This window comes from Streptomyces sp. NPDC001443 (assembly GCF_053597355.1).
Map to the genome: position 1 here is coordinate 93281 of NZ_JBSFIA010000035.1, position 21651 is coordinate 114931.

Here is a 21651-nt window from a genome sequence, read left to right on the forward strand (position 1 = left end):
GATGTCCCTGCCTGAACACCACCGTGGCCCGACCGGGCGGGCAAGCCGGCGGGGGCCGAACGAACCAGGCCCGTCGGGCGGGCCGGACGGAGGGTCCGAGGGGCGGACGCCCGCGGATCAGAACGTGATCATGACCTTCAGCGCCTCGCGCCGGTCCATCGCGCGATAGCCGTCGGGTACCTCGTCGAGGGTGACGGTGCGGTCGAAGACGCGTCCCGGTTCGACCGAGCCGTCCAGGACGCCCGGCAGCAGGGCGTCGACATAGGCGCGTACCGGGGCCGGCCCGCCGGTCAGGCTGACGTTCGGGCCGAAGAGACTGCCGAAGCCGACCGGGGCTTCCTCGTACTGCGGCACGCCGACCCTGCTGATCACACCGCCGGGACGCACCACGCCGACGGCCGTCTCGTAGGCGGGCAGGTGCCCGACGGCCTCCAGCACCGCGCGGGTGCCGTGCCCGCCGGTCAGGTCCTTGACCCGGTCGACGCCCTCCTCGCCGCGCTCCGCCACGACATCGGTGGCGCCGAAGAAGCGTCCCAGGTCGGTACGGTCCTCGTGGCGGCCCATGAGGACGATCCGCTCCGCGCCGAGCTGCCGGGCCGACAGCACCGCGAGCAGTCCGACCGCGCCGTCACCGATGACGGTGACCGAGTCACCCGGCTCGACCCGCGCCCGGTGGGCGGCGTGGTACCCGGTGCCGTACACGTCCGCCAGGGTCAGCAAGGACGGCAGCAGGCTCTCGTCCACCCCGGCGGGCAGCTTCACCAGCGTGCCCTGCGCCTGGGGCACCCGTACCGCCTCGGCCTGGGCGCCGCCGACGCCGCCGTTGCCGTACCAGCCGCCGTTGGGGCAGGAGGTGTGCAGGCCCTCCCGGCAGAACTCGCAGGTGTTGTCGGCGAAGGCGAACGGGGAGACCACCAGGTCGCCCCGGTCGAGTCCGGACACCTCCGGGCCGAGCTCCTCGACGACGCCGATGAACTCGTGCCCGATCGGGGCGGGCCCGTCCGCGGCGTCCAGGTTGTGGTACGGGTGCAGGTCGCTGCCGCACACACAGGAGCGCACGACGCGCACCACGGCGTCGGTGGGCTGCTCGATCACCGGGTCCGGCGCGTCCTGGACGCGCACGTCACCGGCCTTGTAGAGGAATGTCGCCCTCATGTCGTCCTCTCTCCTGCCAGATGGTGATCAAGGAAATGAGTTCGCGTGACGATGTCCGGGCCCCCGAACCAGGCTGGCACCCGCGTCCGGGATCGCAAACAGGAGGCTTCGCCCCGGCGATCGGGCACGCGGCGGCAGGAGGCCGTGGCTGCTGCGGCCTTGAGGCCCGTGACCACACCACGACCACATCACGCCGAAAATTGAGCACAATCTCTCTGTCATTTCCCGCGACCGATGGTTAATGTGCTTGATCAGAGGCGTAAAGCGGCGCAAAGCTATGCAAAGCTCGTTGCCTTTCGGGTCTGATTGTGTACAAGCAGGCGATCGGTCGAGATGTACACGAGGGGAGAGAGGTGGACATCGCATGCCTGACGACGGGCGGAGCGACGACCCGCGTACGGCGCCCCCGGGCGCGGTCGGGGATTCCCGCGGACCACTGGCGGGAGTCCGGGTGGTCGAGACCGGCTCACTGATCGCGGGGCCGTTCTGCGGGCAGTTGCTCGGCGACTTCGGGGCCGAGGTGATCAAGGCCGAGGATCCCGCCGGCGGCGATCCCATGCGGCAGTGGGGGCGCCTGCTCCCGCAGGGACTCTCGCTGAACTGGCCGGTGATCGCCCGGAACAAGAAGTCGATCACCTGTGATCTGCGTCGGCCGGAAGGGCAGCGGCTCCTGCGGGACGTGCTCGCCACCGCCGACGTCCTCGTCGAGAACTTCCGGCCGGGCACGCTGGAGCGGTGGGGGCTCGGGCCCGCCGAACTGGCCGAGATCAACCCGCGGTTGGTGGTCACCCGCGTCACCGGGTACGGCCAGGACGGCCCGTACGCGCGCCGTGCCGGATTCGGGTCCATCGGCGAGGCGATGGGCGGCCTGCGGTACATCACGGGCGAGCCCGACCGGGCCCCCAGCCGCACCGGCATCTCGATCGGTGACTCGCTGGCCGGCATGTTCGCCGCGCTCGGCACGGTGATGGCCCTGTACTCCCGCGAGCACACCGGGCGGGGCCAGGTCGTCGACTCGGCCATCTACGAAGCCGTACTGGCGCTGATGGAGGCGCTCCTGCCGGAGTGGGAGCTCACCGGATCGCGGCGCGAGCGCACCGGTTCGGTCCTGCCGGGAGTGGCCCCCAGCAACGTCTACCCCACCCGCGACGGATCGGCCGTCCTGATCGCCGCCAACCGCGACACCGTCTTCAACCGGCTGGCCGAGGTGATGGACCGGCCCGAGCTGCGGACCGACGAGCGGTACGGCACGCACGCCGCCCGCGGCGAGAACCTGGAGGAGCTCGACGAGCTGGTCGCCGAGTGGACCCGGCGGTTCGACGCCGAGGAACTGCTCGCCCGGCTGCACGACCACGGGGTACCCGCCGGACTGATCTACACGGCCGAGGACATGCTCGCCGACCCCCACTTCCGGGCGCGGCAGGCGATCGTCCGGCTGATGCACGACAAGCTGGGCTCGTTCCCCATGCAGAACGTCGCCCCCAGGCTGTCCGCGACCCCGGGTGCCGTGCGCACGCTCGGCCCGGAACTCGGACAGCACAACGACGAGGTGTACGGCGGCCTCCTGGGGCTGGACACCGAAGCCAGGGCCCGGCTCCGGGAGCAGGGCGTCATCTAGGGCGTGTTTCGAAAGTCCCGTCTGCCCGGCGACGCCTGGCACGCGCTCCCCCAGAGGGGGCACCCCCAGCCGCGTTGTCGGGATCGCCCCGATACAACCAGTATCGGGGCGACCCTCCGCCTTGCGATCGCACGCACCAGACGCCGCCGGGCCCGCCCTTCGGGCGGACGACGCTACTTTCGAAACACGCCCTAGTCCCCGGGCCGGCCGACTGCACAAGGAGACAGCACGTGACCGTCGGAATCTGTGAAGTGGGCCCACGCGACGGCCTCCAGAACGAGGCCGAGCAGCTCAGCCCGCGGCTGCGCGCCGAGTTCGTCGACCGGTTGTCCTCGACCGGCCTGCGCCGGGTGGAGATCGCCAGCTTCGTCAACCCCGAGCGCGTACCGCGGATGGCCGGCGCGGAGGAGGTCTGCGCCACGGCGAAGCCCGTGACCGGTGTGGACCACGCCGCGCTGGTGCTCAACCCCCGCGGCTACGAGCGACTGGCGCGGACCCGGTGCGTGGAAGCCCGGATGGCCTTCTGCGTCACCGAGTCGTTCAACCGGCGCAACCAGGGGCGCGGCGTGGCGCAGTCGGTCGCGGACGTGGGCGGGATGGTCGCCGCGGCGCACGCCGACGGGCGCCGCGCGAGCGTCACCCTCGCCGCGTCGTTCGGCTGCCCGTTCGAGGGGGTGGTGGACCCCGGCCGGGTCCTGGACCTCGCCGGACAGGTCGCCGCCACCGGGGCCGACGAGATCGTCTTCGCCGACACCATCGGCGTCGGGGTACCCCGGCAGGTGACCCGGCTGCTCACCGGCGCGGCCGCGCTGGGCGTCCCGCTCGGGCTGCACCTGCACAACACCCGTAACACCGGCTACGCCAACGCCTACGCCGGCCTTGAGGCGGGCGTGTCGGTCCTGGACAGCTCCGTCGCGGGCATCGGGGGCTGCCCGTTCGCGCCGAACGCGACCGGTAACATCGCGACCGAGGACCTTGTCTACCTGCTCGAAGGACAAGGTGTGGACACCGGCGTCGACCTCGACGCGCTGTTGTCCACCGCGGCGTGGATCACCGAGGTCCTCGGCAGGCCGTTGCCGGGTCAGCTGCTGCGCGCCGGGCGATTCCCCGTGCCGCCGCGGTGATCCTCCGGGCGGACGGTGTACGGCGGCGTCCCGGAGCACACACGTCGGCGCCGTACCGGGAGTGGGAACGATGACCAGACCGTCGGCGAGGGTCTACGAGGAACTGCGCAGGCGCATCCTGACGGGGGAGTACGCGTCAGGGGCATGGCTGCGCGAGGAGAACATCGCCACCGCGCTCGACGTCAGCCGCACCCCCGTACGCGACGCGCTGCGCCGGTTGCAGGCCGACGGCCTGGTCGAGGCACACCCCAACCGGGGCACGCAGGTGACCGGGATGGGGTCGGCCGGCCTCGACGACATCTTCGAGATACGGGCGCTGCTCGAGAGTCATGCCGCGCGCCGCGCGGCCGAGCGCGAGGGCTCCGAGGCGTTCGTCGAGGAGATGCGCGCACTGTGCGACGCGATGGACGAGGTGGCGGCTGCCGACGGCGACGACGCCGACGACCGGATCACCGCGCTCAACGTGGAGTTCCACCGCACGCTGCACCGGGCGGCCGGCAACGCGCTGCTGCCCGGACTGATCTCCGGGGTCATCGAGATCTCCCTGGTGCGCCACACGTTCCACAACTACTCGTCCGAGGAGATGCGGCGCAGCCTGCGGCAGCACCGTGAGCTGGTCGACGCGATGGACGCCCGCGACGGACTGTGGGCGCAGTCGGTGATGGCCTCGCACGTGCTGGCGGCGCGCGCCTCGCTGCGGCGCCACCTGACGGAACAGCAGCCGCAGGAGTGAGCGGTCGGCGCGCCCCGCGCGGGCGCCGCCCGGGGGCGGTCAGCCGGTGTGGTTGAGCCAGCGCTGGAGGGTGGTGTGGACGCTGCCGGGCAGTGCGCTGAGCTGGTCGATGGCCTCCCGGTCCTCGGGCCGGGGCGGGATGCCCGCCATGGTCAGGGTCGCCTGGAGCTCCAGCCGCCGCCGGTCGCGCGGGTCGATCGTGAAGTCGAGGCGCTGCGCCGGGTTCGGCGCCGGCAGGAAGTAGTCGCCCTCCCCCTTCCGCCGCCAGGTGCTCGCCCAGGTCGCGGGCGCCGCCGGGTCGACGGCGTAGGGGTCGACGTAGGTACGGGGCGAACCGGGCTCGAAAGCGGTGGTGGTCACGTGGGTCTCCTCCTTGTGCGGTCCCTTCTCGCAGGACAGGAGGTGTCACGTGACCGGTCCGGTTGCGCCGCGCGCCGGATGTCACGCCAATGGCGTCATCGGTACGTCATCGGCTGGTCCGCTGAACATCTCACGCGACCGGCGACCGGCGACCGGCGACCGGCGACCGGCGACCGGCGACCGGTGACGAGCGACCGTTCGCCGGTGACGGGGGATCCGCGGACCGAGCCCCCGACCGCACCCCTGGCTACGGCCGCGGTTTGACGGCGACGTCGAGGTAGAAGGCGTCGATGCTGCGCACCGCCTCCTCGAACTCGTCGAGGTTGACGGGCTTGGTCACATAGGCGTTCGCGTGGTGCTCGTACGCCCCCGAGACGTCGTCCGGCGCCGCCGACGTGGTGAGCACGACCACGGGAATCGTGCGCAGGTCCGCGTCCGCCTTGACGATCGCGAGGAACTCGCGGCCGTTCATGCGCGGCATGTTCAGGTCCAGGACGATCAGGTCGGGACGCGTACGGGCCGGGTCACGCAGGTACTCCAGCGCCTGCACGCCGTCGGAGACCTGGGTGAGATTGCGCGTGCCCCGCTCGGCCAGGGCGTCCTGGATGAGCATCGCGTCGGCCACGTCGTCTTCGACCAGCAGTACGTCATAGGGACGGGTGGAGGCAGAGGCTGCCATGTTACGAGCTCCTGGTCGGCTGGTGGGTGGGGGAGGAGACCGGGTCGGTGACCAGTCCGGGCCACCGGCGCCTGGCACCCTGTCGGCTCATTCTCGAGACATGGCCGATCTCCGGATAACCGGCGCCCGCGTCGGCGGCCGCTCGGGCCGCGCCGCGTTCGAGATGCTGCACCGCCTCCTCCATGGTCACCAGAACATACAGGTGCGCGAGGGCGCGGACGCGGTCGGAGGGTACGGGGTCCCCGGCGCGGCCCACCGCGCACAGCTGTCCCGCCGCCCGGCGGGCGACCTCGTCGACGGCCTTCCTGACCTGGGCGGCGAATTCAGGTTCGGACACGTGAGGGACGAATCCGGGGGCAGGCATACGGTCAGCCTAGTTGTCGGTGCGAAGAGTCGACAACAACTGTTGTCCGGCCAGGCTAAGGTGTGCCTGCCGTACGCACGGTTCGGCTGGATGTTCGGAAATCGGTCGGATCCTGAAGGAGTGTCACCTCGTGCAGAACGCCGCCTCCGCCGACGGGCCGATGGCCGGCTGGACCACCCGGCACTGGTTGCGCCGCGGCGTGGCCGCGACCCTGCTGGTGCTGACGGTCCTCGGATCGGTGGGGGTGTGGGCGATGCTCCGGTCGTCGAGGATCTCCGACGAACTGGTCAACCGGCGCAGCCCCGCCCTGGTGAACTCGGTGCGCCTGGAGTCGGCGCTGCTCAACCAGGAGACCGGGGTGCGCGGTTACGGACTGACCGGCCGCAGGGAGTTCCTCGCTCCGTACACCGACGGCGTGGCAGCGGAGCGGCAGGCCGTGGGGCGGCTGGAGGAACTGCTGCGCGGCGACGACGACCTGGCCGATCTCGCGGCCGTACGGAAGGCCGCGGGCACCTGGCAGGACCGGATCGCCCGCCCCGTCTCCGGCGCGTCGGCGTCGGCGGCCCTGACCCTCTCGGCGCAGCGGGCGCAAGAGGGCAAGACCGAGTTCGACGCGGTGCGCAAGGCGCTGGAGCACCAGCAGGACCGGCTCCAGCAGGAACGCCAGAACGCGGCCGCCGCGCTGGGCCGTGCCACGGTCCTGCGCAACTGGACGCTCGCCGTGGACGCCTTCGTCGTCGCCGTGGTGGCGGCGCTCGTCTTCGAGGCGCTGCGGCGGGGCATCACCCGTCCGCTGGAGCAGGTGGGCGCCGGAGCCAGGGACGTGGCCCGCGGCCGCTTCGACCGGCGCATCGCGGTCACCGGTCCCGCGGACATCAGACAACTCGCCGTCGACGTCGACGGGATGCGGACCCGGCTGGTGGACGAACTCGCCTTCAGCGAGGAGTCGCGTCGGCTGCTCGACGAGCAGACGGCCGAACTGAAGCGGTCCAACACCGAACTGGAGCAGTTCGCGTACGTCGCCTCGCACGATCTCCAGGAGCCGCTGCGGAAGGTGTCCAGCTTCACCCAGCTCCTGCAACGACGCTATGGCGGTCAACTCGACGAGCGGGCGGACCAGTACATCGCGTTCGCCGTCGACGGCGCCAACCGGATGCAGGTCCTCATCAACGACCTCCTCGCCTTCTCCCGGGTGGGGCGCGTGCACAACGACCACGCCACGGTGGACCTGGAGGAGGTCCTGCGGCGCACCCTGGACACCCTGAGCATCCCGATCGAGGAGACCGGCGCCGAGGTGACGTTCGACCCGCTGCCCGAAGTGGTCGGCGACGCGACCCAGTTGGGCATGCTGTGGCAGAACCTCCTGTCGAACTCCCTGAAGTTCCGCGACCCCGACCGGCGGCCCGTGATACGGGTGAGCGCGCGACGCGACGGCGACGTCTGGGAGTTCGGCGTCGGCGACAACGGCATAGGCATCGCCCCGGAGTTCCGGGACAAGGTCTTCGTCATCTTCCAGCGGCTGCACACCCGGGAGGCCTATCCGGGTACCGGCATCGGCCTGGCCATGTGCAAGAAGGTCGTGGAGTTCCACGACGGTTCGATCGGGATCGACCCCGACCACGCCCCCGGCACCCGGGTCGTGTTCACCCTGCCCTGTGCCGACACCGCCGACTCACCCAGGTCATCCCAGTCATCCGAGTCATCCGAGTCGCCCGAGTCACCCGAGTCGCCCGCGAGAGAGTCGCAGTCATGACACCACCGGCCCCACGGGACGAGACGGCCTACGACATCCTCCTCGTCGAGGACGACGAGGGCGACGCCCTGCTGGTCGAGGAGCTGCTGTACGACACCGATCTGCCGCACTCCCTCGCGCGCGGCAGGACGATGGCCGAGGCACGCCGGGAACTGGCCGGACGCCGCTTCGACTGCGTACTGCTGGACCTGCACCTGCCCGACATCTCCGGGCTGGAGAGCGTCGAGGCGATCCGGCGGGAGGATCCCCAGGCCGCGGTGATCGTGCTCACCGGGCTCGCCGAGTCCGGCGCGGGGGTCGACGCGCTGGCCGCGGGCGCGCAGGACTACCTCGTCAAGGGCAAGGTCGACCACGAACTGCTCCAGCGGGCCGTACGGTACGCGGTGCAGCGCAAGCAGTCCGAGCGGGCCAGCGCCGCCCTCCAGGTCGGCCGGCTCCGGGCGCAGGAGAACGCCCGGCTGGAGCGGGGCCTGCTGCCCGAACCGATCCTCGCCTCGCCGTCGGTGACGGCCACCAGCCGCTACTTCCCCGGTCGTGAACAGGCGCTGCTGGGCGGTGACTTCCTCGACGTCGTACAGACCGAGGACGGTCAGGTCCACGCGGTCGTCGGGGACGTCAGCGGCCACGGTCCGGACGCCGCGGCGCTCGGCGTCTGTCTGCGCATCGCGTGGCGCGCGCTGACCCTCGGCGGCCACCGCGGAGCCCAGCTGCTGGATCTGCTGGAGCGGATGCACATCGCCGAACGCACCGGCAGCGACCTGTTCACCACCTGCACCCTCGTCACCCTGGACCCGGCCCGCGGCCTGCTCACCCTCCATCTCGTCGGCCACCACGAGCCGCTGATCGTGACCTCCCGCGGCCCCGAGGTGCTCCAGTCCAAGCACGGCATCGCCCTGGGCATCATCCCCGGCCTCGGCGAGTGGCCCGCCACCACGGTGCCGCTGCCGCCGGAGGGCAGCCTGATCGTGTACACCGACGGACTGATCGAGGGCTACGCCGGCGGTGACGACTCCCGCCTCGGCGTCGAGGGCGTGCTGGACATCCTCGGCGAGACACGCTCCTACGGCACCGGCGAACAGCTCGATCACCTCATCGCGGAGGCACGCGCCCGCAACGCCGACCGCCACACGGACGACCTGGCCGTCCTGCGCATCGACTGGTGCGACGTGCGCGGGCCCGAGCCCGGAGCCCGGGTGCCGGACCAGAGCGGTGATCCGCGCGACGTCGCCCGGAGGCAGCCGACCGACCGGTGACGCACGGCTCCTGACGGGGGAGCGGCCGGGGGCCGGGAACTGACGGCGAGACAGGCCGGTGTGCGGCGACGCGAGCGCCGGACACCGCTCCCGCGACGCCGACGCGCTTGCCCACGACCACGGACGGCCTACTCGGAGCGCGACTTCGACCACCGTGTGCCGCGGTGATCAAGTCAAGCGCGGACCTGGTCCATACCAGGTCCTGTCCGAGATCTGGTGAAGAGCGAGGGGCCGCCACTCCACCGCCGCCGACGCGCGGCGGTGTGCGCCGCGGCGTCCGGCGCGGCGGCCTGGTCCGGCCCCTCGACACCTGGAAGGAACGCAAGTGAAGTTGTACTTCGGCGCAGGCCGCGGCAAGGCTCTCGCACTCGCGGCCATGGCCGCGATCGCCGTCACGACCGTCCCGGGAGCGGTGTCCGCGTCGGCGGACGACAACCGGGTGGCGTGCTCGGAGAACTGGGGGTGCTCACCCGCAACACCATCGGCTCCCCGGTCGCCGCCCTGCGCAACGGCCCCATCGCCCGCGACGTGCTGACCGGGTCCAGCCGGCCGCCGTACGGCAACGGCAGTCTCGGCATCGAGGTGGCGGACCACTCGACCAGCCAGACCCCGCCCGCCGAGAAGGTCGACTTCGGGAACGAGGCCGACTTCTTCGGCGCGGACTTCCTGGACCTGGACCAGGTCGGGTTCCATGTCTTCCAGACCAGCGAGAACGTCAGCGCCGGCGGCGGTGACCACGAACCTGCCGAACATCAGGTTCGTGGTCAACCCGAACGTGAGCTCCGCTCCGCGTGACGTCTACTCCACCATCGTGTGGGAGCCCGACCCGGTCCCGGCGACGTCGCTGAACCGCTGGAGCGGCCACCTCGACGCCACCAAGAGCGGCCACCGGTACCTCACCGGCGGCGGGGGCGGCTGCTCCCGGGCCGACAAGTGCGACTTCCAGCACCTCAAGTCCTCGCTCAACGACGGCGGCAGCACGCCGGTCGTCCGCTCCGTCGCGATCAGCAAGGGCCGCGACTACGCGTGGGTCGGCGCGGTCGACGGACTGCGGATCAACCGGTACGTCCACGACTTCGAGGCCAACGGGGTGAACGCCCGCCGGGCCCGCTAGTCACGTAGTCACGAAGGCCCGAAGGCCCGAAGTCACGCAGGCGGGACGGCCCGGCCGTTCCCGGCCGACACGGCCCCGCCGGTCGCCTCCGACCGGCGGGGCCGTCGTGTCTCCCGGCCGTCCGCGGGCCGCCGTCCTGGTAGCGGGGTGCCACCGGCCTCCCCTCGTCGCACGGCCCGGCCGGCGTAGTACCGCGGTACCACCACCCCGCGCCATTGCCCCCCGCGGTACCACGGATCGCGGCCGGCCGGCACCTAGCGTTGCAGGTGAGAGGACCGGACGGGTCCTGCGGCCCAGAGCGAGGGAGCGACGATGATCGAGGCGCAACAGCTGACGAAGCGGTACGGGGAGAAGACGGCGGTCGACCACCTGGACTTCGTCGTGAAGCCGGGCACGGTCACCGGCTTCCTGGGCCCCAACGGCGCGGGGAAGTCCACCACCATGCGCATGATCGTCGGACTGGACGCGCCGACCGCCGGCAGCGTGACCGTCAACGGACGCCACTACGCCGAGCACGGCGCGCCGCTCCAGGAGGTCGGCGCCCTGCTGGAGGCGAAGTCGATCCACCCGGGCCGCTCCGCGTTCGACCACCTCATGGCGCAGGCCCACACGCACGGCATTCCGCGCCGCCGCGTGGAGGAGGTCGTCGAGCTGACCGGCCTCCAGTCGGTGGCGAAGAAGCGCGCCGGTGCCTTCTCCCTCGGCATGGGCCAGCGGCTCGGCATCGCCGCCGCCCTGCTGGGCGACCCGGCCACCCTCATGCTGGACGAGCCGGTCAACGGGCTGGACCCCGAGGGCGTGCTGTGGATCCGCAACCTGCTCACCCAGCTCGCCTCCGAGGGCCGTACCGTCTTCGTCTCCTCGCACCTGATGAGCGAGATGGCGCTGGTCGCCGACCACCTGATCATCGTCGGCCGTGGACGTCTGCTGGCCGACACCACGGTGCAGGAGCTGATCCGCCGCGCCGGCGGCGACTCGGTCACCGTCGCCTCCGACCGGGCGGCCCGGCTGCGCGAGGTGCTGTCCGGACCGGGCGTCGAGATCACCGGCGCGGTCGGCACGGAGGAACTCCAGGTGACCGGCCTGTCCGCACGGGCCATCGGCCTCAAGGCCGCCGAGCACGGCATCCCGCTGTTCGAGCTCAGCTCCCGGACGGTCTCGCTGGAGCAGGCGTTCATGGACCTGACCAGCGACGCCGTCGAGTACCACGGCACCACCACCGTCGAGACCCCCAGGAGCGTGGCATGACGACATCGACCGTGACCGAGAGCTCCGCGACCGCGCCGTCTCCCGCCCGGCCGCCCCGGCCGCAGTACAAGGTGACCGGGCGCAGGGTCCTTCGCTCGGAGTGGGCCAAGCTGTGGTCCCTGCGCTCCACCTGGATCACCCTGGGCCTCGGACTGCTGTTCCTGGTCGGCTTCGGCGTCATCGCGAGCGCGCACTACCACGCCGACTTCGTCGCGGGCCGGCCCCCGCGCCGGGACGACGCCAACGCCACCGCGCTCAGCCTCTCGCTGTTCGGCACCAACTTCGCCCAGTTGGCCCTGGGCGTCCTGGGCGTGCTGGTCTCCGCCGGCGAGTACTCCACCGGCATGATCCGTTCCACGCTCGCCGCGGTGCCCCGCCGCCTGCCGGTCCTGTGGGCGAAGGCGGCCGTGTTCGGCCTGGTCGCCCTGGTCGTCGCCACCGTCGGCGTCCTCGTCGCGTTCCCGATCGGCAGCAGCCTGGTCTCCGACACCCCCGCGGCCCTGTCGCTCTCGCACGAGGGAGTCGTACGCAGTCTGCTGGGCGCCGGTCTCTACCTCGGCACCGTCGCGGTGATCGGCGTCGCGCTCGGCGCGCTGCTGCGCTCGGTCGCCGGCGGCATCGCCGTCCTGGTCGCCTCGCTGATGCTGGTGCCCGGACTGGTCTCGCTGCTGCCCACCTCGTGGCAGGACGACATCAGCCCGTACCTGCCCAGCAACGCCGGCGAGTCGATGTTCGCCCTCACCCACGACGCGACGACGCTGGCCCCCGTCGCCGGAGGCCTGGTCTTCCTCGGCTGGACCGTGCTCGCGCTGGCGGGCGCCGCGTACCGTCTGGTGCGTACCGACGCCTGACCCGGCGGCCGTGGACGGGCGGTGCGTGGACGGGCGGTGCGCGGGCGGCCACGGGCCGGCGCGCTCCGCCCGGCCGGCGTGCGCCACGATGAACAGGTGACCCCCATGAGCAGCGAAGACATCACCGCGCGGGCGGCCGCTCCGGTCGGGGCGGCCGTCCCGGCCGGAGCGACCGCCCTGACCGGGATGGATCCGGTGTGGAACCATCCCCTGGTCGGCCGGGTGTCCCGGGTCGGCCGGAGGTTGCGGCGCACGGACCGCGCCCGGCCGTGGCTGCTGGACACGGCGCTGGTCCTCGTCATGGTGGCCGTGCTGTGCGTGCCGGACCTGTGGCCGCACCACCACGAACGGCACGACCAACTCGCCAAGGCCTTCACCCATCTGTCGCTCACGGCGACCCTCGCGCTCCAGGCCGGACAGGTGCTGCCGCTGTTGTGGCGCCGCAGACGTCCTTCCCTGGCCTTCGCGTTGATCGTCACCGCCTTCCTGGTCCAGTGCGCCCTGGGAGCCTGGCTGCGCGTCGCCGTCGCCGTCCTGGTCGCGCTCTACAGCCTCGCGCTGCACGGACGGCTGCGTCACCTGCCCACCGCCTGCGCCGTGACGGTGAGCGGCCTGGTGCTGCTCGCCGTACGGATGCGCTCCGACGTGTCCGTCCTGGACGGCCTGTTCCTGCTGAGCACCACCATCGTCGCCGCGGTCGCGCTGGGGCTGGCCGTACGCATCCGGCGTGCCCAGGTCGCCGGACTGCGCGACCGCGCGGCCCGACTGGAGATCGAACGCGACCAGCGCAGCCGGCTGGCCGTCGCCACCGAACGCACCCGGGTGGCCCGCGAGATGCACGACATCGTCGGCCACAACCTCTCCGTCATCATCACCCTCGCCGACGGCGGCGCCTACGCGGCCGACACCTCCCCGGAACGCGGCAAGCAGGCCCTGCTGCTCATCGGTGACACCGGACGCCAGGCGCTGGGCGAACTGCGCCGCACCCTCGGCGTGCTGCGCGAGCAGAGCCAGACCCCCCGGCTCAGCCCCCAGCCGGGCCTCGCGGACATCGACGCCCTGTGCGCCCGGATCCGCTCGGCGGGACCCCAGGTCACCTACCGGACCGGGGGCACACTGGACACCCTGGACCGCGGCATCCAGCTCGCCGTCTACCGGATCACCCAGGAAGCCTTGACCAACGCCCTCAAACACGCGGGCCACGACACCCGGATCCGGCTGTCGGTGACCGCCACCGACCCGCTGGTGCACATCGAGGTCCACGACACCGGACCGCGGGACGGGACCGTCCGGATCCGGGCGCCCCACGACGAAGGACACGGACTCGCCGGAATGAGAGAACGCGCGGCCCTCTACGGCGGGACCGTCGCCGCGGGTCCCACGACGGACGGCGGATGGACGGTCCGGGCCACCCTCGACCTCACCCCCCTGGCCGGCCTGCCGGGCCCGGCGGCCTCCGCCGACCCGCCGGGTCCGCCGGACCCCGCCGGTTCTCCCGCCGTGCTCGACCTGACCGGTGCGCCGGGCGAGACCGGGACGGGGGGTGCGGCATGACCACCGTCCTCATCGTGGACGACCAGCCGTTGCAGCGCTTCGGTTTCCGCATGCTCCTGGAGAGCTCTCCCGAGACCGTGGTCGCGGGCGAGGCGGCCCACGGCGGCGAGGCCGTCCGCCAGGCCGCCGAGCTGCGCCCGGACGTGATCCTGATGGACGTCCGGATGCCGGGCATGGACGGCATCGAGGCGACCCGGCGCATCGTCGCCGCCGGCGGCCGCTCCCGCGTCCTCGTCCTGACCACCTTCGACGTGGACGAGTACGCCCACGCGGCGCTGCGCGCGGGGGCCAGCGGATTCCTCCTGAAGGACGCCCACCCGGAGGAACTGCTGGCCGGGATCCGCGCGGTCGCCGCGGGCGACGCGGTGATCGCCCCCGCCCTCACCCGGCGTCTGCTGGACGCCTACGCACACCATCTGCCGCAGGCCGCGCCGGACGCCGGCGCCGAGGGCGATGCCCGGGTGCGTTCCCTGACCGAACGCGAGTACGAGATCCTGGTCGCCATCGGCCGGGGCTGGACCAACGGGGAGATCGCCGAACGTCTCGTCCTGTCGGAGTCCACCGTGAAGACCTACGTCGGCCGAGTCCTGGCGAAGGTCGGGGCGCGCGACCGTATCCAGGCCGTCATCTTCGCCTACGACCTCGGCCTCGCCCGCCCGAATCCACCGGACTGAACCGCGTCCGTACGGCGGGAGGCGAGGTGTGACGCGGTGCGGTGCGGGTCACGGGTGGAAAAACTATACGGATGTGTTTAGCGTGGTAAGCTTACGTTAGTTGCAGTTGTGGTTCCCGAACTTCAAGTGCCTCGACGGTTGTATGCCGTCGGGCGTTTTTTGTCTTTCCGGTGCTTATCCGGACGGGGTTCATTGTGGCGACGCTGGGGCTCGCAAAGTGTGAGCCCGCGGGCACAGCCCCGAAGGAGATGACATGGCTACTGGCACCGTCAAGTGGTTCAACGCGGAAAAGGGCTTCGGCTTCATCGAGCAGGACGGCGGCGGCCCGGACGTGTTCGCCCACTACTCGAACATCGCCACCTCCGGCTTCCGTGAGCTTCAGGAAGGCCAGAAGGTGAACTTCGACGTCACGCAGGGCCAGAAGGGCCCGCAGGCGGAGAACATCACTCCCGCCTGACGTCGAAACGTCTGAGAAAGTTGGGGCCCGCCCGTCAGGGTGGGGCCCGACTTTTTGTTTCTGCATTCTGTGGGAAACCCTTGGTCCGGGAGCTCGACCTCAAAGCCCGGCCCTGAGATTCTGGCCCCGAAGCGCGGCCTTGAAATCGGCTCGTTCTTGCAATTCGTCCGGCTCAGTCCTGCCGGGAATTCCTCGATGCGTGCCCTCGAGGAAGGTTCTGCATGAGCCGTTCACCCCGTCCTGAAGTCGGCTCCAGCGGCGACGCGCGCCGCCGTGCCGCCCGTCCCGAGGAATTCCGGTCGCCGGACACCGTCGCCCCGGCCCTGCCCCCGGCCGCGACCTTCGGTGAACTGGACCTGCCCGACGCGGTGCAGCGGACCCTCGCCGGCCGCGGCCTGAGCGAGCCGTTCCCGATCCAGGCCGCCACCCTGCCGAACTCCCTCGCGGGACGCGACGTCCTGGGGCGCGGACGCACCGGCTCGGGCAAGACGCTCGCCTTCGGCCTGGCACTCCTCGTACGCACCGCGGGCCGACGCGCCGATTCACGCAGGCCGCTGGCCCTGATCCTGGTCCCGACGCGCGAACTCGCCCAACAGGTCACCGACGAACTCGCCCCGTACGCACAGGCGGTGAAGGTGCGCCTGGCCACCGTGGTCGGCGGCCTGTCGATGGGTCGGCAGACGGCCGCGCTGCGCGAGGGAGCCGAAGTCGTCGTCGCGACGCCCGGCCGTCTCACGGACCTCGTCGAGCGCAAGGCGTGCCGCCTGGACCGGGTGGACATCACCGTCCTGGACGAGGCCGACCAGATGGCCGACATGGGCTTCCTGCCCCAGGTCACCGAACTGCTCGACCAGGTGCGGCCCGACGGCCAGCGGATGCTGTTCTCGGCCACCCTGGACCGCAACATCGATCTCCTCGTCCAGCGTTATCTCCACGACCCGGTGGTGCACTCGGTCGACCCGGCGGCGGGAGCGGTCACCACCATGGAGCATCACGTGCTCCAGGTGCACGGCGCCGACAAGTACGCCACCGCCACCGAGATCGCCGCGCGGGACGGGCGCGTGCTCATGTTCCTGGACACCAAGCACGCCGTCGATCAGTTCACCAGGCATCTGCGCAGCAGCGGGGTGCGCGCCGCGGCCCTGCACGGCGGCAAGTCCCAGCCCCAGCGCACCCGCACCCTGGCGCAGTTCAAGGAGGGCGAGGTGACGGTGCTCGTGGCCACCGACGTCGCGGCGCGCGGCATCCACGTCGACGACCTCGACCTCGTCGTCAACGTCGACCCGCCCGGCGACCACAAGGACTACCTGCACCGCGGCGGCCGTACCGCCCGCGCGGGCGAGTCGGGCACCGTCGTCACGCTGGTCACGCCCGACCAGCGCCGCGACATGGCCCGGCTGCTGTCCGACGCGGGTGTCAGGGCCCGGGTCACCCAGGTCCGCTCGGGCGAGGCCGAGCTGAGCCGGATCACCGGGGCCCGCACTCCCTCCGGTGTCGCCGTCGACGGTGCCGCGCCGCTGCCGGCGCAGCGGCAGCGCGGCGGGGCCCCCTTCCGAGGTCTGGGTGCCCGCCCGGGCCGGGGCGGCCGTGCCGCCGCCGAGGCCCGGCAGCTCGCCGAGGCCCGCAAGGCCGCCCGGGTCCGCCGGGGCGCGTAGGAACTGTCCGGCGGTGTACCGATTCTGTCGGCCCGTCGGCCCGTCGGCCCGTCGACCGGGTGACCGGCCGCGCAGGTCGTGCCTGACGCGGCCGGTCACCCGGCGGTGGCCCCTGGATCCGAGGCTGAGCTCAGGGGAGCAGGGGCAGCAGCCAGCAGTTGGAGAGGGTGGCCTGGCCGGCGAGCCGGTCGACCAGCCACGAGATGGCATCGCCCTGGTCCGTCAGGAGCGGGGCGAAGTGGTTGACGATGTTCTTCTCCCCGAGGCTCGGCAGGTTGACCGGGACGTACGTGACGTCGGCGCCCTTGGCGCACCAGTCGGCGGCGAGCCGGCGGGCCTGCCCGTGGGGCACCATGTCGTCGTTGACGCCGGTGACCACCCGCACCGGACCCGCGGGCTTGAGCGTGCCGATGCGCTGGGCGTCGATGAAGGACTTCAGCCGGGGTTCGCCGGCCACCACCTGCGCGACCGAACTGCCGTCCGTCGTCCACTGCGTGCTCGACACGGCCCCGACGGTGAGCAGCGCGTCACCGACGCACATGGTCGAGGTCCTGGCCAGCGCCGTCCTGCCGGCCGCGTTGAGATGCGCGTCGATGACGGGCCCGAGCGACGGGTCGCTCTGCACCATGCCGTTGACGGACCAGCCGATGGCGGCCGCGAGGGAACTGCCGTCGACGCCCTTCATCACCTCGTTCAGATCGGCCGGCGGCGCTCCCGAGTAGGTGCCGGCCACGGGGACGTCGGGTGCGTAGGAGGGCTGGAGTTCGGCGGCGGCGGCGCTGGCGCCCCCGCCCTGGCTGTAGCCGTACAGACCGACCGGGGACGCGGAGGTGACGGATCCTCCGGCCACCGTACGGGCGGCGCGCGCGACGTCGAGGAGGGCGTGTCCCTCGTCGACGCGGCTGACGTAGGTGTGGACGCGGTCGGTGGTGCCGAGCCCCGCGTAGTCGGTGACCGCGACGGCGACGCCCCGGCTCAGGATCCGGTAGATGGCCAGGGCCTCGTACCCGACGGAGACGGATCCTTCGTTCAGGGCGATGGGGTGTTCCAGGGCGAGGGAGGCGGAGCACTGGTCGCCCTGGCCCATCGTGCCGGGGGCGAAGGCCACGACCGGGCGCGGGCCCCTGCCCTTCCAGGCGGCGGCCGGCTCGATGTAGGCGCCGGTCACGGCCATCGGCCGGCCGGCCGAGTCGGTCGACCGGTACATCAGCCGGGTCGCCGTGCCCGGCAGCGGGCCGTCGACCCCGGGCAGGCTCAGCGCCAGGGGGAGCGGCTCGGTGCGTATCAACGCGCCGTTGGTGTCCGGCAGTTGGGCGGGCGGTGTGTAGAACGGCGGGACGGTCGGGGCGGTCGCCTCGACGGCGGCCGCGGCGGACTGGGCCGCGGCGGGCAGGGCGGCGGCGCCCAGGCCGCACACGGCGACCAGCGCGGTGGTCAGCAGACGGCTGCGGGCGGAGGCCGGCCGCCGTTCGCCCGCGGGCGGTGCTGTGGGGGGCTGCTGGGTCCGACGGGGCGTCTCCATCGACGCGTCCTGCGGTCCGGATGGTCCGATCGATCGCTTCATGCGGCTCGCTCCTGCTGGCAGACGGACTTCGGGGCACACGGCCCCTGAAGTCCCGGGTGGGGAGTCGTTCGAGTTGGTGCGTCGCGCATGCCGACCGCCGGACGGTCGCCGTGGGCGGCGACGGTCCGGGATCAGGCGGATGGGACAGCGGGCCCGCTCCTCGTGCTCTCCCGGACTCTCGGACCGGGCGGGCGGCGTACCGGCGGGCACGGGGGTACGAGGCTCTGGCCAGGAGCCTTTGTGGGGTGAGGTTCCGGGGCCGCCGGTCTGGTGCACCGAGGGCGCCTGGAGGTGACTCACGAGTCAGTTACTCGGTAGTCACATCGGCAGAGTAAGACGACGTGTCACTGAGTGACAAGATGTCTGCAAGCGTCAGATGTGGCTCTGGCTATGCTGCGTCGACCAGACGCATTGGGGTGGGGAGCGACAGTGCACGAGGTATCGGCCATGGAGCGTTCGGCTCCGGCGGACCGGGCCGCGCGACGACCGACGCTCGGCGAGCGGCGCAAGTCCGCGCTCCGCGTGGAGATCGCGCACGCGGCCATCCGCCTGTTCACCGAGCAAGGTGTCACCGGCACCACGGGGGAGGAGATCGCGCAGGCCGTCGGCATCTCGGCCCGGACCCTGTGGCGGCACTTCCCGACCAAGGAGAGCTGTGTCAGACCGCTGCTGATCGCGGGCCTGGACTTCGTCGCGGAGGCCCTGCGTGCCTGGCCCGCGGACATGTCGCTGCGGGACTACCTCGAGGACGTCCGCGCGTGGGGTGACGCCTTCGCACCGCCGGAGGCCGTCTGGGAGCTGATCTCCCTGACCCGTACCGATCCGGGACTGCACGCCGTGTGGCTCCAGGTCCACGACGACGCGCTGCCGGTCTTCGCCGAACTGTTCGCCCGCAGGGACGGGAGCAGTCCGGACAGTCTCCGGGTGAAGGTGCACGCGGCGATGTTCAACGGGGCGCTGCGGGCGGCGGTGGAGGACTGTCTGGCGGCGCCCGCGGCGATCCGTTCGGAGACCGGCCTGAACACCTCCCTGCGCACCGCCCTGCGCGCGGCGGCCGAAGGACTGCCCTACTGAACCGGCACGACACACCGCGGCCGAGCGGTCGAGCCACCCGGCGACCACTCGTCCGAGGGGTCGCCCGGCCGCTCGGCCGGGGGACCGCGCGCCCGCCCGGCATTGCGTCCCCCGGGTGCGGCCGGTGACCTCTTCGGGGATGCGGCCTGCGGCCGACGCGGGCGATGCCCCATGATGAGCGGGCGATGACCACGCCCCGCACGCTCCGCCCCCGCACCCCGGTACCCGGCCCGCCGCTGCCCGTCCTGCGGGCAGCCGTGTTCGCGGTCGTCGGGACGGCCCTCGGGGTGAGCGCGCACCATCTGGTCACCGAGGGGCCCGCGCCCTGGCGGCACGGCGCCCTGGCGGCCGCGGCGCTCTTCGCCGTCGGGCTCGTCGGCACCCGCCGCCCGCGCTCCCTGGCCTCGGTCGTGACGGTCTGCGCCGCCGCGCAGGCCGGGCTGCACCTCTGGCTGACGACGGCGCCCACGCGCAACGCCCCGCCCACGGCCTTGACCGGACACCCCGGGCACATGGCCCACGCGGCAGACGCCCACCTGACGTGGCACGGGCACCCGCGGAGCTCGCCGACGATGACGGCGGTGCACGCCGTGGCGGCCGTACTGGTCGCCGTACTGCTGCACCGCGCGGACACGGTGTGCTGGTCGCTGGCGCGCGGCCTCGACGTGGCGGCCGTGACGGTCCGGACGTGGGCGGCCACGGCCTGGGCCCTGTGCTGCGGCCGCCGTGTTCCGGCCGAACCGCGGCCGCCGGCGCCCGTGTTCGCCCGGCCGGCCCGGCGGCCCCCCGAGGAGTCGGTGCTCGCCGACGTGGTGGTGCGCAGGGGTCCTCCCCGGGCGCGGCTCGCTCGCGCCCACCGACCCCCTGCCGGGGCGGCGGTCCGTCCGGCCGTTCCGCGCACCCCACACCTGGAGACACCCATGTTCCGCGTCGTGAAGCGGTACCGCACCGCCCGACACCTGCCCCTGGCCGCCGCGGCGGCGGCCTGCGCCGTCCTGCTGAGCGCCGGCCCGGCCGCCGCCCATGTGGAGGTGGAGTCCGAGAACGCCCAGGCACTCGCCGAGAACGTCGAGATCGCCTTCGACGCCGAGGCGGAGTCCGACACCGCCGGGATCACGCAGATCCGCGTCGTCCTGCCCGAGGGCATCGCCCCCGCCGACGTGACGTACGGAGAAGGCCCCCAGGGCTGGCGGTTCGCCGAGAACGCCGACGGATACACCGTCAAGGGCCCGGCCCTGAAGACCGGTACCGACGCCGCGTACTCCGTCGTCGTCAGGCAGCTGCCCGACGCGAAGAAGCTGGCCTTCAAGACGCTCCAGACCTACGCCGACGGACGCACCGACCGCTGGATCGAGCTGGACGAGAACGGGGAGAACCCGGCGCCGACCCTCGAGCTCAAGGCGGCCGCGCCGGGCGCGAAGCCGGTCGCCGCGTCGCCGACCGCGACCCCGGCCACGACGGCGAGCGCGTCCGCGTCGCCGGCGCCCGCCGCGGAGGGCACCGCCGCCTCGCCGTCCTCGCAGGCGGCCGAGGCCGACAAGGACGACGACGGGCTGTCGGCCGGCGTCTGGGCCGCGATCGTCGCCGTGGTCCTCGCCGTGGCCGCCGGTGTCGCCGTGTTCGTACGCCGCCGGGGCGGCGACGAGGGATAGCCGGTCGCACGGTCAAGGCCCCTGCGTCTCCCGGCGCGGGGGCCGTACGGCCCCCGCGGGTCGCCCCGTCCGCGTTCCGGGACGGTGAACGCGATCAGCCACCTGGCACTCAGTTCCCTAAAATGCGGCACTCGGTGTCATTCATGGTTCCTGACCTGCCTGGAGCCGTTTGTGGGCGGCGCGTCGCCGGTCGGCATCCGGTCGACAGGATGCCTGTTCCGGTCAATCGCTACGCCTGTAGACCGAACCCCCTTTCCTGTCTGGCACTCAGTGCTGCAAAATGAGGGTACTGAGTGCCGTTGAGGAGAGCCATGTCTGACTTCGACCTGTACCGCCCGTCCGAGGAGCACGACATGCTCCGTGACGCGATCCGTTCGCTGGCCGAGGCGAAGATAGCCCCGTTCGCGGCCGCGGTGGACGAGGAGGCGCGGTTCCCGCAGGAGGCGCTGGAGGCGCTGGTCGCGAACGATCTGCACGCCGTGCACGTGCCCGAGGAGTACGGCGGCGCGGGCGCGGACGCCCTCGCGACGGTCATCGTGATCGAGGAGGTGGCGCGTGTGTGCGTGTCGTCCTCGCTGATCCCGGCGGTGAACAAGCTGGGCTCGCTGCCGGTGATCCTGTCCGGCTCGCAGGAGCTGAAGAAGAAGTACCTGGGCCCGCTGGCCAAGGGCGACGGCATGTTCTCGTACTGCCTGTCCGAGCCGGACGCCGGTTCGGACGCGGCCGGCATGAAGACGCGGGCGGTGCGCGACGGCGACTCCTGGGTCCT

General features: G+C 72.3%; 21 protein-coding genes. 16 read left to right on the plus strand and 5 right to left on the minus strand.

Annotation, left to right across the window (positions count from 1 at the left end):
* Window positions 1-117 precede the first annotated feature (117 nt).
* A complete protein-coding gene (locus ACWC24_RS30515) occupies window positions 118-1155 on the minus strand; it encodes an alcohol dehydrogenase catalytic domain-containing protein (protein ID WP_450666113.1) in 1038 nt (345 codons plus the stop codon).
* A 364-nt stretch (window positions 1156-1519) separates the two neighbouring features.
* Here ACWC24_RS30515 and ACWC24_RS30520 point away from each other — a divergent pair, with 364 nt between their 5' ends.
* The 3 genes from ACWC24_RS30520 (at window position 1520) to ACWC24_RS30530 (ending at window position 4630) form a co-directional block, all read left to right on the plus strand.
* A complete protein-coding gene (locus ACWC24_RS30520) occupies window positions 1520-2773 on the plus strand; it encodes a CaiB/BaiF CoA transferase family protein (protein ID WP_450666114.1) in 1254 nt (417 codons plus the stop codon).
* Window positions 2774-3003: 230 nt separating this feature from the next.
* A complete protein-coding gene (locus ACWC24_RS30525) occupies window positions 3004-3897 on the plus strand; it encodes a hydroxymethylglutaryl-CoA lyase (RefSeq protein ID WP_450666115.1) in 894 nt (297 codons plus the stop codon).
* 70 nt (window positions 3898-3967) lie between these two features.
* Window positions 3968-4630: a GntR family transcriptional regulator gene (locus tag ACWC24_RS30530; RefSeq protein ID WP_450666116.1), complete on the plus strand. Its 663-nt coding sequence runs from the start codon at window positions 3968-3970 to the stop codon at window positions 4628-4630.
* A 39-nt stretch (window positions 4631-4669) separates the two neighbouring features.
* On the opposite strand, the gene ACWC24_RS30535 is transcribed toward ACWC24_RS30530, so the two are convergent.
* The 3 genes from ACWC24_RS30535 to ACWC24_RS30545 all read right to left on the minus strand — a co-directional run bounded on the left by ACWC24_RS30535 (window position 4670) and on the right by ACWC24_RS30545 (window position 6006).
* Complete coding sequence (locus tag ACWC24_RS30535) at window positions 4670-4990, minus strand: hypothetical protein (RefSeq protein ID WP_450666117.1); 321 nt, start codon at window positions 4988-4990, stop codon at window positions 4670-4672.
* A 247-nt stretch (window positions 4991-5237) separates the two neighbouring features.
* Window positions 5238-5669, minus strand: coding sequence for a response regulator (locus ACWC24_RS30540; protein WP_450666118.1), 432 nt, complete (start codon window positions 5667-5669; stop codon window positions 5238-5240).
* Between the two features lies 1 nt (window position 5670).
* Window positions 5671-6006: a hypothetical protein gene (locus ACWC24_RS30545; protein ID WP_450666119.1), complete on the minus strand. Its 336-nt coding sequence runs from the start codon at window positions 6004-6006 to the stop codon at window positions 5671-5673.
* A gap of 187 nt (window positions 6007-6193) precedes the next feature.
* Between ACWC24_RS30545 and ACWC24_RS30550 the strand changes: the two genes are divergently transcribed.
* The 10 genes from ACWC24_RS30550 (at window position 6194) to ACWC24_RS30595 (ending at window position 16592) form a co-directional block, all read left to right on the plus strand.
* Window positions 6194-7786, plus strand: a complete 1593-nt coding sequence (locus tag ACWC24_RS30550; RefSeq protein ID WP_450666132.1) for a sensor histidine kinase — start codon at window positions 6194-6196, stop codon at window positions 7784-7786.
* On the plus strand, window positions 7783-9039 hold the full coding sequence (locus tag ACWC24_RS30555) for a PP2C family protein-serine/threonine phosphatase (RefSeq protein WP_450666120.1): 1257 nt from the start codon (window positions 7783-7785) through the stop codon (window positions 9037-9039). Before ACWC24_RS30550 ends, ACWC24_RS30555 begins: the two co-directional genes overlap by 4 nt.
* Before the next feature lie 444 nt (window positions 9040-9483).
* On the plus strand, window positions 9484-9834 hold the full coding sequence (locus ACWC24_RS30560; RefSeq protein ID WP_450666121.1) for a hypothetical protein: 351 nt from the start codon (window positions 9484-9486) through the stop codon (window positions 9832-9834).
* Window positions 9800-10153 (plus strand): hypothetical protein, encoded by a 354-nt coding sequence (locus ACWC24_RS30565; RefSeq protein WP_450666122.1) that lies wholly within the window; start codon window positions 9800-9802, stop codon window positions 10151-10153. Before ACWC24_RS30560 ends, ACWC24_RS30565 begins: the two co-directional genes overlap by 35 nt.
* A 312-nt stretch (window positions 10154-10465) precedes the next feature.
* A complete protein-coding gene (locus ACWC24_RS30570) occupies window positions 10466-11401 on the plus strand; it encodes an ABC transporter ATP-binding protein (protein ID WP_450666123.1) in 936 nt (311 codons plus the stop codon).
* On the plus strand, window positions 11398-12252 hold the full coding sequence (locus ACWC24_RS30575) for an ABC transporter permease (RefSeq protein ID WP_450666124.1): 855 nt from the start codon (window positions 11398-11400) through the stop codon (window positions 12250-12252). The genes ACWC24_RS30570 and ACWC24_RS30575 overlap by 4 nt, the downstream gene beginning before the upstream one ends.
* A gap of 186 nt (window positions 12253-12438) precedes the next feature.
* Window positions 12439-13806 (plus strand): sensor histidine kinase, encoded by a 1368-nt coding sequence (locus ACWC24_RS30580; RefSeq protein WP_450666133.1) that lies wholly within the window; start codon window positions 12439-12441, stop codon window positions 13804-13806.
* On the plus strand, window positions 13803-14480 hold the full coding sequence (locus ACWC24_RS30585; protein ID WP_450666125.1) for a response regulator: 678 nt from the start codon (window positions 13803-13805) through the stop codon (window positions 14478-14480). The genes ACWC24_RS30580 and ACWC24_RS30585 overlap by 4 nt, the downstream gene beginning before the upstream one ends.
* A gap of 253 nt (window positions 14481-14733) precedes the next feature.
* Window positions 14734-14937, plus strand: a complete 204-nt coding sequence (locus ACWC24_RS30590; RefSeq protein ID WP_152889447.1) for a cold-shock protein — start codon at window positions 14734-14736, stop codon at window positions 14935-14937.
* A gap of 221 nt (window positions 14938-15158) precedes the next feature.
* Window positions 15159-16592, plus strand: coding sequence for a DEAD/DEAH box helicase (locus ACWC24_RS30595; protein WP_450666126.1), 1434 nt, complete (start codon window positions 15159-15161; stop codon window positions 16590-16592).
* Window positions 16593-16722: 130 nt separating this feature from the next.
* On the opposite strand, the gene ACWC24_RS30600 is transcribed toward ACWC24_RS30595, so the two are convergent.
* Window positions 16723-18114 (minus strand): lipase family protein, encoded by a 1392-nt coding sequence (locus ACWC24_RS30600; protein ID WP_450666134.1) that lies wholly within the window; start codon window positions 18112-18114, stop codon window positions 16723-16725.
* Window positions 18115-18603: 489 nt separating this feature from the next.
* Between ACWC24_RS30600 and ACWC24_RS30605 the strand changes: the two genes are divergently transcribed.
* The 3 genes from ACWC24_RS30605 to ACWC24_RS30615 form a co-directional block, all read left to right on the plus strand.
* Window positions 18604-19230: a TetR/AcrR family transcriptional regulator gene (locus ACWC24_RS30605; protein ID WP_450666127.1), complete on the plus strand. Its 627-nt coding sequence runs from the start codon at window positions 18604-18606 to the stop codon at window positions 19228-19230.
* A gap of 185 nt (window positions 19231-19415) precedes the next feature.
* Window positions 19416-20882: a DUF1775 domain-containing protein gene (locus ACWC24_RS30610; RefSeq protein WP_450666128.1), complete on the plus strand. Its 1467-nt coding sequence runs from the start codon at window positions 19416-19418 to the stop codon at window positions 20880-20882.
* A gap of 311 nt (window positions 20883-21193) precedes the next feature.
* Window positions 21194-21651, plus strand: a 458-nt coding sequence (locus tag ACWC24_RS30615) for an acyl-CoA dehydrogenase family protein (protein WP_450666129.1), incomplete at its 3' end; no start/stop codon positions are given.